This is a genomic window from Marinobacter sp. LM1 (genome assembly GCF_042763285.1).
Classification (GTDB): Bacteria; Pseudomonadota; Gammaproteobacteria; order Pseudomonadales; family Oleiphilaceae; genus Marinobacter; species Marinobacter nauticus.
This window is the reverse complement of the sequence record NZ_CP114373.1, coordinates 4,276,235-4,288,947: the sequence shown is the minus strand read 5'-3', so window position 1 is coordinate 4,288,947 and position 12,713 is coordinate 4,276,235. Positions and strand designations below refer to the sequence as shown.

General features: G+C 59.2%; 17 protein-coding genes. 12 read left to right on the top strand and 5 right to left on the bottom strand.

Going from position 1 to position 12,713, the window contains the following annotated elements; all coding sequences use genetic code 11:
* Window positions 1–39 precede the first annotated feature (39 nt).
* A complete protein-coding gene (locus OZ656_RS19980) occupies window positions 40–897 on the top strand; it encodes an AraC family transcriptional regulator (protein ID WP_153739675.1) in 858 nt (285 codons plus the stop codon).
* Here the strand turns inward: OZ656_RS19980 and OZ656_RS19975 are convergent.
* Window positions 859–1,452 carry a LysE family translocator gene (locus OZ656_RS19975; protein ID WP_011787255.1) on the bottom strand — a complete coding sequence of 198 codons (594 nt, stop codon included), beginning with the start codon at window positions 1,450–1,452 and terminating at the stop codon, window positions 859–861. The two genes, OZ656_RS19980 and OZ656_RS19975, sit on opposite strands and share 39 nt — an antisense overlap.
* Window positions 1,453–1,601: 149 nt before the next feature.
* Between OZ656_RS19975 and OZ656_RS19970 the strand changes: the two genes are divergently transcribed.
* From OZ656_RS19970 to OZ656_RS19940, 7 genes are all read left to right on the top strand, one after another.
* Complete coding sequence (locus OZ656_RS19970; RefSeq protein WP_153739674.1) at window positions 1,602–2,612, top strand: 2-hydroxyacid dehydrogenase; 1,011 nt, start codon at window positions 1,602–1,604, stop codon at window positions 2,610–2,612.
* Between the two features lie 38 nt (window positions 2,613–2,650).
* Window positions 2,651–3,424 carry a CLCA_X family protein gene (locus OZ656_RS19965; protein ID WP_153739673.1) on the top strand — a complete coding sequence of 258 codons (774 nt, stop codon included), beginning with the start codon at window positions 2,651–2,653 and terminating at the stop codon, window positions 3,422–3,424.
* Between the two features lie 127 nt (window positions 3,425–3,551).
* Window positions 3,552–3,728, top strand: coding sequence for a hypothetical protein (locus tag OZ656_RS19960; protein ID WP_199451938.1), 177 nt, complete (start codon window positions 3,552–3,554; stop codon window positions 3,726–3,728).
* Window positions 3,721–4,020 carry a DNA-binding transcriptional regulator gene (locus OZ656_RS19955; protein ID WP_153739672.1) on the top strand — a complete coding sequence of 100 codons (300 nt, stop codon included), beginning with the start codon at window positions 3,721–3,723 and terminating at the stop codon, window positions 4,018–4,020. The genes OZ656_RS19960 and OZ656_RS19955 overlap by 8 nt, the downstream gene beginning before the upstream one ends.
* 104 nt (window positions 4,021–4,124) lie before the next feature.
* On the top strand, window positions 4,125–4,535 hold the full coding sequence (locus OZ656_RS19950; protein ID WP_153739671.1) for a VOC family protein: 411 nt from the start codon (window positions 4,125–4,127) through the stop codon (window positions 4,533–4,535).
* Between the two features lie 91 nt (window positions 4,536–4,626).
* The gene (locus tag OZ656_RS19945; RefSeq protein WP_153739670.1) at window positions 4,627–4,944 is read left to right on the top strand and encodes an antibiotic biosynthesis monooxygenase; all 318 of its coding nucleotides are present in this window, start codon (window positions 4,627–4,629) and stop codon (window positions 4,942–4,944) included.
* Window positions 4,945–5,130: 186 nt separating this feature from the next.
* Window positions 5,131–5,502, top strand: coding sequence for a hypothetical protein (locus OZ656_RS19940; RefSeq protein WP_199451937.1), 372 nt, complete (start codon window positions 5,131–5,133; stop codon window positions 5,500–5,502).
* 144 nt (window positions 5,503–5,646) lie between these two features.
* On the opposite strand, the gene OZ656_RS19935 is transcribed toward OZ656_RS19940, so the two are convergent.
* A complete protein-coding gene (locus OZ656_RS19935; RefSeq protein ID WP_227548770.1) occupies window positions 5,647–6,786 on the bottom strand; it encodes a GGDEF domain-containing protein in 1,140 nt (379 codons plus the stop codon).
* Between the two features lie 48 nt (window positions 6,787–6,834).
* Here OZ656_RS19935 and OZ656_RS19930 point away from each other — a divergent pair, with 48 nt between their 5' ends.
* Complete coding sequence (locus tag OZ656_RS19930) at window positions 6,835–7,242, top strand: GFA family protein (protein ID WP_153739668.1); 408 nt, start codon at window positions 6,835–6,837, stop codon at window positions 7,240–7,242.
* On the opposite strand, the gene OZ656_RS19925 is transcribed toward OZ656_RS19930, so the two are convergent.
* The 3 genes from OZ656_RS19925 to OZ656_RS19915 form a co-directional block, all read right to left on the bottom strand.
* Window positions 7,166–7,420 carry a hypothetical protein gene (locus OZ656_RS19925; RefSeq protein WP_264766288.1) on the bottom strand — a complete coding sequence of 85 codons (255 nt, stop codon included), beginning with the start codon at window positions 7,418–7,420 and terminating at the stop codon, window positions 7,166–7,168. The genes OZ656_RS19930 and OZ656_RS19925 overlap by 77 nt on opposite strands.
* Before the next feature lie 99 nt (window positions 7,421–7,519).
* Window positions 7,520–7,708 (bottom strand): hypothetical protein, encoded by a 189-nt coding sequence (locus OZ656_RS19920; protein WP_226538070.1) that lies wholly within the window; start codon window positions 7,706–7,708, stop codon window positions 7,520–7,522.
* 156 nt (window positions 7,709–7,864) lie between these two features.
* Complete coding sequence (locus OZ656_RS19915) at window positions 7,865–8,671, bottom strand: enoyl-CoA hydratase-related protein (protein WP_153739667.1); 807 nt, start codon at window positions 8,669–8,671, stop codon at window positions 7,865–7,867.
* Window positions 8,672–8,867: 196 nt separating this feature from the next.
* Between OZ656_RS19915 and betI the strand changes: the two genes are divergently transcribed.
* The 3 genes from betI (at window position 8,868) to betA (ending at window position 12,706) form a co-directional block, all read left to right on the top strand.
* Window positions 8,868–9,461, top strand: a complete 594-nt coding sequence (betI, locus tag OZ656_RS19910) for a transcriptional regulator BetI (RefSeq protein ID WP_023008748.1) — start codon at window positions 8,868–8,870, stop codon at window positions 9,459–9,461.
* A gap of 62 nt (window positions 9,462–9,523) precedes the next feature.
* The gene (betB, locus tag OZ656_RS19905; RefSeq protein WP_286714211.1) at window positions 9,524–10,993 is read left to right on the top strand and encodes a betaine-aldehyde dehydrogenase; all 1,470 of its coding nucleotides are present in this window, start codon (window positions 9,524–9,526) and stop codon (window positions 10,991–10,993) included.
* Window positions 10,994–11,020: 27 nt separating this feature from the next.
* Entirely contained in the window at window positions 11,021–12,706 is a 1,686-nt protein-coding gene (betA, locus tag OZ656_RS19900) for a choline dehydrogenase (protein ID WP_153739665.1), read from the top strand.
* The last annotated feature ends 7 nt before the right edge of the window (window positions 12,707–12,713 follow it).

Sequence of the window (12,713 nt, the reverse complement as noted above, 5' to 3'; positions counted from 1 at the left end):
TACGCACTGGCCTGGCCGATTTGCTTTGAGGCAACCACCATGACCGACCCTCGCACACCCATCTTCTGGCGCGACGCCCGCATGCCCCATGTGGAACTGCGCAAAGTCGCGGATGGGCGCGAGGTCTGTTATGCCCTGCACACCCACCGGCACTGGTCGATCGGCGCCATCACCGGCGGTGAAAGCACGTTCCTGTACCGCACCGACCAGTACCACGTGAGCGCCGGCACGCTGGTGTTGATGAACCCGGAATGGCCCCACGCCTGTAATCCCATTGATAACCAGCCCTGGGCGTATCTGATGCTGTATGTGGATACCGCCTGGCTGACCCGGCTCAGATTTGAGGCGGGCCTGCTGCCCAGCGAAGACTGGCAGGATCTGGACACGGCAGTGATCACCGACCCCCGCCAGTACCAGGACTACTGCACCATGGCCGATTGCCTGCTGGACCCGGGCCGGGACCTGCTGGAAAAGCAGAGCCGGGTTGCCGAGTATCTGCTGGACCTGATGCAGAGCCTGGCGGAAGCGCCGGCCCGGGGTATTCCGCGCCCCTCGGGCACCCTGGCCGCGGTGGCTCAGTACCTGGACAGCCACTGTACCGATGAGGTATCGCTGGACGACCTGTGCGGGCTCAGTGGCTACAGCCCGGGGCATCTGGTGCGGGCGTTTCGCCAAAGCTACGGATTAACGCCCCACGCCTACCTGATCAACCGCCGCATACAGCACGGCCAGAGCGAACTGAAACGCGGCGTGAGTATTGCCGACGCGGCCCTCAACGCCGGCTTTGCCGACCAGGCGCATTTCCAGAGAACCTTCAAACGCGTGGTGGCGGCCACCCCGAACCAGTATCGCCAGCCCTCAATCCAGCAGCAGGAACACGCAACTTCCGGCAAGTAACAGCGCCAGAACCCGGTTGAACCCGCGCAGGATTCGCGGCTGCTGCACCAGCCGGCGAAGCCCGACCCCGACATACACCCAACTGGCCAGCGACAGCCAGCAAATGGGCAGATACAGCCCCGCGAACAGCCAGAGCAGGGTGCTGTCGCCGCCCTCGGTAAACGCGCTGATACCCGCCACTGACGCAAGCCAGGCCTTGGGGTTCAACCATTGCATCAGGGCGCCGGTGACAAAGCCGGGGGCCGGGCGTGCCTCATCCTCACTGAGATGGCCATCGGCGGTGGCCAGCTGGTAGCTCAAGTACAGCAGGAAGGCGACGCCAGCCCAGCTCAACCAGCGCTCGAACCCGGGCGCGTGTTCCAGCAGCGAATTCAGGCCCAGGCCCACCGCCATAAACAGCGCGATAAACCCCAGAGTGGCCCCGGTGACAAACACCAGCCCCTGAGACACCGGATAGCGCGTGCCACTGCTCAGGCACACCAGATTGACCGGCCCCGGCGATACCGAAGCCACCAGGGCGAAGGCCGACATCGGCAGGATAATAGACAGACTCATAGCATCAGCACTCTGTGAACCAACGGAGGCGCCCAGTGTGCCCGGAGCCTTGTAACCGGTATTGAATAAAATTGCGGTGGCTCGCCGCCGGGCATTTGATTTATGTTTGAAGAACCCCGTACCCACCCAGACCGGATGAGGCCAATCCCATGAAAGTGGCGGTTTTCAGCACCAAGCCCTATGACGAACAGTTCCTGGCACAGGCGAACCAGGCCAGCCACCAGCATGAACTGGTGTTCCTGGAACCACGCCTGAATGCGGCCACTGCGGCGCTGGCCAAAGGCTTCGACGCGGTATGCGTGTTCGTGAACGACCAGGTGGACGCCAACGTACTGGAACAGCTGGCCGCCGGCGGCACCCGGGCCGTGGCCCTGCGTTGCGCCGGCTTCAACAACGTCGACCTGAAAGCCGCCGAACGCCTGGGCATCGCCGTGGTGCGGGTACCGGCGTATTCCCCCTATGCGGTGGCCGAACACACCGTGGCCTTGATCCTGACCCTGAACCGGCAGATTCACCGGGCCTACCACCGCATTCGTGATGGCAACTTTGCCCTCGACGGCTTGCTGGGGTTCGATCTGCGGGGCCGCACCGTGGGTGTGGTGGGCACCGGCCAGATTGGCGTGGAAGTGGTGCGCATCATGCGCGGGTTCGGCTGCCGCGTGCTGTGTTACGACCTGCACGCCAACCCGGAGGCGCAAACGCTGGGCGCGGAATATGTGAGCCTGGACGAACTGTTCCGGGAAGCAGACATTGTGACCCTGCATTGCCCGCTCACCCCGGACACCCATCACCTGATTGATGCCGCGGCCGTGGCCAAAATGAAAAAAGGCGTGATGCTGATCAACACCAGCCGGGGCGCCATGGTGGACACCGCCGCCATCATCGAAGGCCTGAAATCCGGCCAGGTGGGCTACCTGGGGCTGGATGTATATGAGGAAGAAAGCGACCTGTTCTTCGAAGATCTCTCCAATATCGTGCTGAAAGACGACGTGTTCGCCCGTTTGCTCACATTCCCGAATGTGGTCATCACCGGCCACCAGGCGTTTTTCACCCGCAACGCCCTGGAAAGCATTGCCCACACAACACTCAGCAACCTGACGGACCTGGAAACCGGCGGCGAGTGCGCCAACCGGGTGCTGGCCGCCAACGGCAGCACCTGAACTGAGACAAGCCGCCCGCGCCTTCGTACAATGCCGCCATGCCCAGACCCTTCTACAGAACCGGCCCCGACCACCGCGCCGGGGCACCGGTCAGCTTTCTAGACGTGCGCCGGCGGTTCCAGTTTCGATCCGTCGAGATTGGCCGCTGGGTAACCGAGCCTGAAAAACAGCACAGTGCCGCCCTGTTCTACGACGCCCTGTGCGACCTGATGACCATCCTCGGCGGCACCGAAAGCCTGATCTCCCTGCGTGGCACTTTGGCCCTGCAATACGGCATTGGTGGCCGCCCCGGGGTGTCTGCCCATTACACCCCCGCCACCCGCAGCTTCGCCCTGGCCAAAAACGCCGGCCCCGGCAGCATCGCCCACGAATGGTTTCATGCCTTCGACCACTACATCGGCGACAAACTGTTCCCCAACATACCCCGGGGCCAGTTCGCCTCCCGCCAATGGCTCACCCGCCAGGACGCCATCCATCACCCGCTGAACCAGCGCCTGCAAGCCTGCTACCAGGCCATCCTGCTGGACGACACCGGCCAAGACCCCAGCCCCCTGTTCCAGAACTCCGCAAAAGCCGACAAAGCCGCCGGCGGGCACTACTACAGCCAGCCAGAAGAACTCTGTGCCCGAGCCTTCGAAGCCTTCATCCAGGATGCTGCAGTAAAGAACGCCTTTCTGGTGAAGGGCACCAAAGAGAGCGAAGAAGCCCGCCTGGGGCTATACCCACAGGGCGAACAGCGCGACCGGATAAACGCCGCCTTCCGAACCTACTTCCATTCCCTGGGCCGGGCCCTGCAGCAAAAACCTGCCTAAAAACCGGAGTCATACGAACGCGTTCGCAAAACCCCGGGCAGGCTCCGGAAATTGTTGCTAACCTTCTGATAAGTTTGAAAAGGAAAACAGGGCGGGCGGAGTTATACGCCCCCAACATGGAGCAGGGGTGGCTCGAACACGGGCGTATAACTCCGGCGGTAGCCGTGGTGGAGTGCGAGTCATCTACTTCACCAGATTGGCAAATGGTGAGATCTGGTTATTGGTGATCTACAAGAAGGCCGTCAAGGAGAACATACCCGCGCATATCCTGAAGTCGATTCGTGAGGTATTGGAAAATGAGTAATGAGACTCTGAGTGCTGAGGAGCTTGGCAATAAGCTCCTCCAATCTGTTAAAGAAATGAAAGCGGGCAAGGCTGCGCGCGTCAGTCGTGTGGAGCCAAATCAGGTCGCAGAGGCGCGTGGCAAGACTGGCCTTACACAGCGGGAGTTTGCCGAGGTACTCCATATTTCTCCGCGAACGTTACAGGAATGGGAGCAGGGGCGACGTAAACCTTCAGGGCCGGCAAAGGCGCTCATCGAGATTGCGTTTCGTCATCCCGAGGTTATTCGGGAAGACCTCGAACTCAGGGGTTAACAAGGTGGTCAACGGGACGCTGGACTTCCCCCACTTCAGTAAACACCTTCTATAGCTAGGGAAGCCCTTGGCTCAAAGTGCTCCATAAACCACGGAGGGATTGTATGGAAATCAAGTGCATTTCAGGTTTTGCGTCCATAACCAAAGACCCTGCGGCCAGTGCGTCTCTGTATGAGGATGCGCTGGGCCTGCCGCTGGAGAAGATGGACGACTATCGTTTCATGGATAAATTCCCCGGAGCGAACCATTTCGGAGTATGGCCCCTTTCGATGGCAGCTACCTCTTGTTTTGGCCAGGAGGAATGGCCCGATTATATTCCGGAGCCGACGGCGACCATCGAATTTGAGTTGCCGGATGCAGCGGCTGTAGAGGCGGCCGTGCAAGAGATGAAGGAAAGAGGGCAGGAATTCGTTCATGAAACCCGCACTGAACCCTGGGGGCAGACGGTGGCACGGTTTATGAGCCCCGAGGGTGTGTTGATTGGCCTGAGTTATGCGCCATGGCTTCATGAATAAGTGCCTAACTGTGGCGTCAATGCGAATGTGATTGTCCGCTGATGCTCCAACGCCAGCCGGTTACGCCGGGCGTTAAATGCCAGAGGGATCTATGTCGGAGATAGCAAAAACCCCTGAGCCGCCGTATTACGCGGTTATTTTCAGTAGCCATCGCACTGAGGGCGACAATGGCTACGAGGCAATGGCAGACAGGATGGTTGAGTTGGCTGCAAGCCAGCCAGGGTTCCTGGGAATGGAATCGGTGCGTGAGGAATTAGGCATCACCGTTTCCTACTGGGAGAGCCTGGAGTCCATCACCAACTGGAAAAAGAACGCAGAGCACCGAGAAGCTCAGAGGCTTGGCCACCAAACCTGGTACTCCACCTTTCGGGTTCGTATTGCGAGGGTTGAGCGCGACTACGGCATTTAACCCGTTCCCGGTGTCAACAACAGCGAAGTTTGACCGCTTTTTATCAGTTTAGATTGTCCGGTTTTTGAGCGTCAGTGTCTTCAGAGTCCTCCTGTTGGACAGTAGTACCGGGAACGAGGCCGGTCCAAAGACATAGCCATCTTGTAAGATCTGGTGAGTTGAGGCCAACCATGAGGATGGTGAGCTTTGAAAGAGCAATATCTCTGTGTTTCCTGTGAACGTTTCTTCCCTACAGGAGAGGCTGTTGATGGCGGTGATCAGGGTTTTCGGAAAGGCTTTCTCTGTCCTTTTTGCAGCGCCAATTTGAGTGAGGCAGGTGAGTCGGACGACATCCTTCATCTACGGTTCGGCCCGGTCTATTATCTGGCCATGATTTTGGTGTTTTTGGTGGTCATTGGAGAGGTGGTTCAGATTCCGGTCAGTTCAAACTCCTACATCAACGATTTTTGCACTTTCATACTCCTGTCTGCGATCCCCACTGTCCCGTTTCTAATAGTGAACCGGAAATCCGTTTTTGGAACCAGGACGATCTACACTCGTAGAATTGATAGCCAGTAGCGTAAGCGGAGCCGTTTCCCAACGCGGTTGACCTGACCACAGCTTTTTATTCGATGCTACGGGATGCCGTACTGGTCACCATGATGGCAAGCCTGTCGGGCTTGGGCAGCAGAGACGCCTTTTTCTTATTGCCCGGAAGTCCCGTTAAATACGAATGACGGTGGGTGTTCGCGAAAGGCATTCCTCGCCTGGGTTTTTCGTTGCCAGATCGACAACGCAGTTACGCCCCTGTTTTTTGGCGGCGTACAGCGCGTTGTCCGCACGGTGCAGCACGGCACTCCACTCGCGGTCTCTGGAATCGTAGTGAGCCACTCCGAAACTGGCCGAGAGCGTTAAACAGACATCATCACCAATCGTGATCTGGGTGTCTGCCGTTTTGGCTCTGAGTTTCTCCGCCACCTCTAATCCCTGCTCGGTGTCTTTACCAGGCAACAGCAGAACAAATTCTTCGCCCCCGAAACGCGCCACCACGTCATGCTTTCGTATGTGCTCTTTGAGCGTATTGGCAAAGCGCCTCAATACCTCATCGCCTACATGATGGCCATACTCGTCATTCACGTTTTTGAAGTGGTCCAGGTCGCACATGATAATGGCGAAGGGCGCACCTGAACGCTGCGCACGGCTGAACTCAATGTCACAACATTCGTCGAATGCCCGCCTGTTGTAGAGCCCCGTTAAAGGATCAATCCTGGCGATTTCGGAGAGTTCATCCTGCAACTCATCGGACGCCATCCATATCGTGCAGAAGGATGACAGAATAACCAGTAGTTCTCCGGCAATGATCGTCAAGGCGCTGAGCAACCCAGCCCTCATGAAATCTTGAGGCGGTATGGCGTAGAACGACCAGAAAAAGCGGAAAATAAACAAGCTACTCATCAGCAAAAACATGGCGATGAGCATTTTGGCGACCATGCGGTTGCGGATGTCCCGGTGTTTCAGCAGTCCGCTGGCACCGATCAGGCAGATCGCTGCACAGACCATAGAGAAGGCCTGTATACGGATATTTATATCTGGAATATGAAAGGTATAGAAATACAGTAAAGCAGCAAGCAGGACCACCAGTGTGGTGCTTAGCCAACGCTCATGGCGCAGCGTGATACCCAGGAAACGAAACAGTCCCCGGTAAATCAGCACAACGCCCATAATGATTGCGATATTGGCAATCACGATGGACAGGAAATCGTAGATTACATGGCGCAGGCCGAGCAGCACACAGCCACCGCCGATCAGAAAATAGCCTGCGCCATGCAGCCAGTTGGTGGTGCCTTTGCCGAAGCTTTGCATGCACGCGAACACCGGTTGATACCTTGAATACTGATGGGAGGAAATGCGATGACGGATTATGTTGGCTCTTGCCTGTGTGGCGCCGTGAAGTTCGAGGTGCACGGAGACTTCGACAGCTTTTACCTGTGTCATTGCCGGTATTGCCAGAAGGACACCGGGTCTGCCCACGCGGCAAACCTGTTCTCCCAGTCGGCCCGGCTGGTCTGGCTGTCGGGTGAGGAGGCCGTGGCCTCCTTTACGCTCCCGGGCACCCGGCACCAAAAGTGTTTTTGCCGGACCTGTGGTTCGGCAGTGCCCAACACCCATATTCCGGGTTTGCTGGTAGTGCCTGCCGGGTGTCTGGACTCGGAGCTCTCCCGGGTGCCTACCGCGCATCTTTTCACGTCGAGCCGGGCAGCCTGGGATCGCGCGCTGGGCGATGTGCCGGAGTTCTCCGGTTTACCAAAGGCGACTTGATGCAGGCTATCGGGTGGAAGGACGGCGGATAATGATGACGGTTTTGCTGAAGGGCCTGTTGGTCTGGAGCGGTATTCTGGTGCTGGTCATCGCCGGTTTCCAGTGTTCGCAGAACCGTCGAGCCGTCCAGCAGGTAGAAGCGGACATCATCCAACTGGGAGTAGCCGAGTTCGGCCACCAGGTTGAGCCCGGCCGATGTGGCGTTCTCTGTGGGCACGCGCAGCCATTAGGCCGATGACGTAATGCCAAGGGTAGCTTTGCCGTCGGGCTGGTGTTGCTAGTCGCCGGCCGGCAGTGAGAGCACGTCCTGCAGAGATGCGAGGCCATCGCTGTCTTCCCAGTACTGGAACTGGCTGGCGATAGGTTGGTCTGCTCCGATGACGACGGTGGCTGAACGGGCAAAGGCGGCCTGGCTGCACAAAAGCAGCAACAACAGGAGAATGCGACACGTGTGTAGCAGGTTCACCGAAAGCCGACCTCGCTCGTCAACCCGAGACTGTTTGTTGTTTTCTTAACTCTGTCAGTCTAGCAATGCTGGCGGGCGAGAAAAGCCGTTGTTGTGGGTTTTAATGCAGCAAAATGTGTCAGGTTTCTAAGTAATTAACGTGGCTGGGCGTTTGCCTCATTGCTTTCGGGCCAGGGTATCCAGCATGCGGTTCACCACTTCCAGATGTTCCGGCTCATTGTGGCTCATGCCCTGGAAGCAGGCGCAGATATCCAGGAAATCCCGCAGTTCCGTGCGCTGGGCCATTTTCATCAGGCGCTTGGTCAGCCGGGTGGCCTTGGCGGGCTGCTGGGCGATACTGCGGGCAAGTGTCATGGCCGCGTCCATTAGCTGATCGGCAGGCACCACGTCCATCACGATACCAAGCTGTCTGGCTTCGTTGGCGTCGATCACGCGGCCGGTCAGGGTCAGCTCAAACGCTTTCTGGTAGCCGATCAGGCGTTGAAGGAACCAGGCCCCACCGTCACCGGGAATAATGCCCAGATTCAGGAAGGTTTCGCCAAACTTCGCGTTGTCTGCGGCCAGGCGAAGATCCGCCATGTTGGCCAGATCAAATCCTGCGCCGATGGCGGGGCCGTTCACCGCCGCAATCACTGGCACTTCCACGGCGTCCAGTGCCAGGGGAATACGCTGGATGCCCTTTCGGTAGCGCTCGGCGCATTCCGCCGGATCGCCTGCGAAGTCACCGCCCCGTTCGGCCATATCGCGAATATTACCCCCGGCACTGAAGGCCGAGCCTGCACCGGTGATCACCAGCACGGATACCTCCTCGCAGCTGTTCACCCACTCGGCCGTGGCAACTATATCGTCGATCAGATGGGAGCCGGTGAGCGCGTTGCGCAGGTCGTGGCGGTTCATGGTGAGCGTGGCCACTCGGTTTTCCAGAGTCAGCAGGGCATCGGTGAGTTGGGGCAGGGTACTCATAGTGGCTCCTTGTTGTTCGCGGTTGCCCCGATTGTGTCCTGACTGGCCGGCGGTTGCCAGCAACCTTTGGTGGAAGAGAGATCCGGTTTGATGAGGTGGTGTGGTGGTTTTCTGATCAAATTTGAAATCCCTGTCACGTTTCTGTAGCCTTTAATTTAATTGAACGTTCAATTAATAAAGATTGGATGGAAAGCCCATGCCGAAAGTCGGAATGAAAGACACCCGCCGCCAGCAACTGATCGACGCCACCATGGAGTCCATCGCTGAACTGGGGATGCAGAACACCACGATCGTGAGCATCAGCAAGCGGGCGGGAATGTCGTCCGGCATCATCAGCCACTATTTCGGGGGCAAGCAGGGGCTGATTGAGGCCGCCTTGCGCTACCTGCTGGACCAGTTAGGCAAGGAGCTGCGGGAGCGCATGGCGAAAACCGATCGCTCCCCGGCCCAGCGGTTGGACTGCATCATCGAGTCCAACTTTTCCGAGTTCCAGCGGTCGGCGCTGGCGGCGAAAACCTGGCTCAGCTTCTGGGCCCGCTCGATGCACGAGCCGGGGCTGAAGCGTTTGCAGCAGATCAACAACGCCCGGCTGTACAGCAACCTGCGTTATTCCTTCGCGCAGGTGCTGCCGCAGGCCGAGGCGACAGCGGCGGCCCGGCAAACGGCGGCGATGATCGACGGGTTCTGGTTGCGCAGTGCCCTGAGCCTGGACCCGGCCGAGAGCTTTGAAGCCGGCGAGCGGCTGTGCAAGCAGTTTGTCCACGAGACACTGGCCCGGGCTGGCGCCTGAGCCAATTTGAATTCCACGGCCCACAAGGCCTGAAGACACCGAACAGAGGTTACCAACGCGCTATGTCTGCATCTCTTCCTGTGGTTCAGAACTTTGTCCACGGCCGGTTTCTGGCCAACAGCACCGGCGAGACCTTCCCGGTGATGAATCCGGCCACGGGCCAGGTGATCTATGAAGTGGAAGTGGCGGATGAGTCTGTGCAACAGGCCGCCATCGAGAGCGCCCGCGCCGGTTTTGCCCAGTGGGCCGCCACACCCGCCATTGAGCGCAGCCGCATTCTGCTGAACGCGGTGGCCTTGCTCCGCGAGCGAAATGACGAGCTGGCGGCAGTGGAAGTGCGTGATACCGGTAAACCCTGGCAGGAAGCGGAAGCTGTGGATGTGGTGACCGGTGCCGATGCCATTGAGTTCTTTGCCGGCCTGGCGCCGTCCATCGAAGGTAACCAGCAGGATCTGGGGGGCGATTTCTATTACACCCGGCGGGAGCCGCTGGGCATCTGTGCGGGCATTGGTGCCTGGAACTATCCGATCCAGATCGCCTGCTGGAAGTCGGCCCCGGCCCTGGCCTGCGGCAACGCCATGATCTTCAAACCCTCCGAAGAAACGCCCATGGGCGCGGTGAAGCTGGCGGAAATCTTTATCGAAGCCGGTGTGCCGGCGGGCGTGTTCAACGTGGTGCAGGGCGCTGCTGAAGTTGGCCAGTGGCTGACCCATCACCCGGAGATTGCCAAGGTGTCGTTCACCGGTGAGGTGGGCACCGGCAAGAAGGTGATGGCCGCCGCCGCGTCGTCGCTGAAAGACGTGACCATGGAACTGGGTGGCAAGTCGCCGCTGATCATTTTTGACGACGCGGACCTGGAGAACGCCATCTCCGCCGCCATGGTGGGTAACTTCTACACCCAGGGCGAGATCTGCACCAACGGTACCCGGGTGTTTGTGCACGAGGACCTCTACCCGCGCTTTATCGAGCGCCTGCTGGAGCGCACACGCAAGAACATCAAGGCCGGTGACCCGATGAACCCGGACACCAACTTCGGCGCGCTGATCTCCAAAAAGCATCAGGAACTGGTGTTGGGTTACATCAGCAAAGGGCTGGCCGAAGGCGCCACGCTCAGCCACGGCGGACGGGCCTTTGAGCCGGAGGATTCTCAGGGCGGCTATTTCGTGGAACCGACCATTTTCACCGACTGCACCGACGACATGACCATCGTGAAGGAAGAGATTTTCGGGCCGGTGATGTCTGTGCTCACCTTCCGCGATGAAGACGAGGTGATTGCCCGGGCCAACAATACCGATACCGGACTTGCCGCGGGTGTGTTCACCAATGATATCCGCCGGGCACACCGGGTGATTCACCAGATTCAGGCCGGCATCTGCTGGATCAACAGCTACGGTGCTTCGCCGGCGGAAATGCCGGTGGGTGGCTACAAACTCTCCGGTATCGGCCGTGAGAACGGGCGCGAAACCATTGCGCACTACACCCGGATCAAGTCGGTGTATGTGGGCATGGAAGACATCGACGCCCCGTTTTAACCCCGCAGGCCACAGAGGAGAACGCGTATGAAAGAAAACCAATACGACTACATCATTGTGGGTGCGGGCTCAGCCGGTTGCGTGCTGGCTAACCGTCTGACCGAGGACAGTGAAAACCGGGTGCTGCTGCTGGAAACCGGTGGCAGTGACAAGAGCATCTTCATCCAGATGCCCACCGCGCTATCCATTCCCATGAACACCAAAAAGTACGCCTGGCAGTTCGAGACCGAGCCGGAGCTGTACCTGGACAATCGCCGTATGCATTGCCCCCGGGGCAAGGTGCTGGGTGGTTCGTCATCCATCAATGGCATGGTGTATGTCCGTGGCCATGCCCGGGATTTCGACGAGTGGCAGTCTGAAGGTGCCGACGGCTGGAGCTACCGCAACGTGCTGCCCTATTTCAAGAAGGCAGAAACCTGGGCCTTCGGCGGCGATGCCTACCGGGGGGGGGCCGGCCCCCTGGGTGTGAACAACGGCAACAACATGCGAAACCCGCTGTATACGGCGTTCATCCGGGCCGGCGTCGATGCCGGTTATCTGGAGACCGATGATTACAACGGTGCCCGCCAGGAAGGTTTTGGCGCCATGCACATGACCGTGAAGAACGGTCGCCGCTGGTCCACCGCCAACGCCTACCTGCGCCCGGCCATGGCGCGGCCGAATCTGACGGTGGTCACCCATGCCCTGGTGCATAAGGTACTTCTGGAAGGGACAACCGCCACCGGCGTGCGTTATGAGCAGGGTGGTCAGGTGCAGGAGGCCAAAGCCGCCAAGGAAGTGATTCTGTCGGCCGGTTCTATTGGCTCGCCACATTTGTTGCAGCTGTCAGGTATTGGCAAGCGCGAAGTGCTGGAGCAGGCTGGTATTGAGGTGAAGCATGAGCTGCCGGGCGTGGGTGAGAACCTTCAGGATCACCTGGAGTTCTACTTCCAGTTCCGCTGCCAGAAGCCGGTCTCCCTGAATGGCAAACTGGACTGGTGGAACAAGCTCAAGATCGGGGTGCGCTGGATTCTGCGCAAGGATGGCCTGGGGGCCACCAACCATTTTGAGTCCTGTGGTTTTATCCGCTCCAAGGCCGGCGTTGAATGGCCGGACCTGCAATACCATTTCCTGCCGGCGGCCATGCGCTACGACGGCCGCGAAGCCTTTGATGGCGACGGTTTCCAGCTCCACATCGGTCACAACAAGCCGAAGAGCCGGGGTTTTGTGCATGTGCTGTCTGCCGACCCCAAACAGGCCCCGCGCATTCGTTTCAACTACCTGGAACACGAGGCCGACCGCGAAGGCTTCCGCGACTGTGTGCGCCTGACCCGGGAGATCATCAGCCAGCCGGCCATGGACGAGTACCGTGGTGCGGAAATCCAGCCCGGTGTGGATGTGCAGAGCGATGAGCAGATCGATGCCTTCGTGCGCCAGGCGGTGGAGAGCGCTTATCACCCGTCCTGTTCCTGCAAGATGGGCACTGATGCGCTGGCGGTGGTAGACCCGGAAACCCGCGTGCGCGGTATCCAGAATCTGCGGGTGGTGGATTCGTCCATCTTCCCGACCATACCCAATGGCAACCTGAACGCGCCCACCATCATGGTGGCCGAGCGGGCAGCCGACCTTATCCGGGGCAGGGAGCCCCTGCAACCTTCGGACGCGCCGGTCTTCATGGATGACCAATGGCAGGCGCGCCAACGTCCGGGACAAGCGAAACGGTCGCTGGCCTAGCGACCGC

Bases quoted from the DNA above. Each gene is read 5' to 3' on its own strand.
- betA (WP_153739665.1), top strand. From the start codon at position 11,021: ATGAAAGAAAACCAATACGACTACATCATTGTGGGTGCGGGCTCAGCC.
- OZ656_RS19930 (WP_153739668.1), top strand. From the start codon at position 6,835: ATGACGGATTATGTTGGCTCTTGCCTGTGTGGCGCCGTGAAGTTCGAG.
- OZ656_RS19935 (WP_227548770.1), bottom strand. From the start codon at position 6,786: ATGCAAAGCTTCGGCAAAGGCACCACCAACTGGCTGCATGGCGCAGGC.
- OZ656_RS19915 (WP_153739667.1), bottom strand. From the start codon at position 8,671: ATGAGTACCCTGCCCCAACTCACCGATGCCCTGCTGACTCTGGAAAAC.
- OZ656_RS19955 (WP_153739672.1), top strand. From the start codon at position 3,721: ATGAGTAATGAGACTCTGAGTGCTGAGGAGCTTGGCAATAAGCTCCTC.
- betB (WP_286714211.1), top strand. From the start codon at position 9,524: ATGTCTGCATCTCTTCCTGTGGTTCAGAACTTTGTCCACGGCCGGTTT.
- betI (WP_023008748.1), top strand. From the start codon at position 8,868: ATGCCGAAAGTCGGAATGAAAGACACCCGCCGCCAGCAACTGATCGAC.
- OZ656_RS19945 (WP_153739670.1), top strand. From the start codon at position 4,627: ATGTCGGAGATAGCAAAAACCCCTGAGCCGCCGTATTACGCGGTTATT.
- OZ656_RS19965 (WP_153739673.1), top strand. From the start codon at position 2,651: ATGCCCAGACCCTTCTACAGAACCGGCCCCGACCACCGCGCCGGGGCA.
- OZ656_RS19980 (WP_153739675.1), top strand. From the start codon at position 40: ATGACCGACCCTCGCACACCCATCTTCTGGCGCGACGCCCGCATGCCC.
- OZ656_RS19970 (WP_153739674.1), top strand. From the start codon at position 1,602: ATGAAAGTGGCGGTTTTCAGCACCAAGCCCTATGACGAACAGTTCCTG.
- OZ656_RS19950 (WP_153739671.1), top strand. From the start codon at position 4,125: ATGGAAATCAAGTGCATTTCAGGTTTTGCGTCCATAACCAAAGACCCT.
- OZ656_RS19975 (WP_011787255.1), bottom strand. From the start codon at position 1,452: ATGAGTCTGTCTATTATCCTGCCGATGTCGGCCTTCGCCCTGGTGGCT.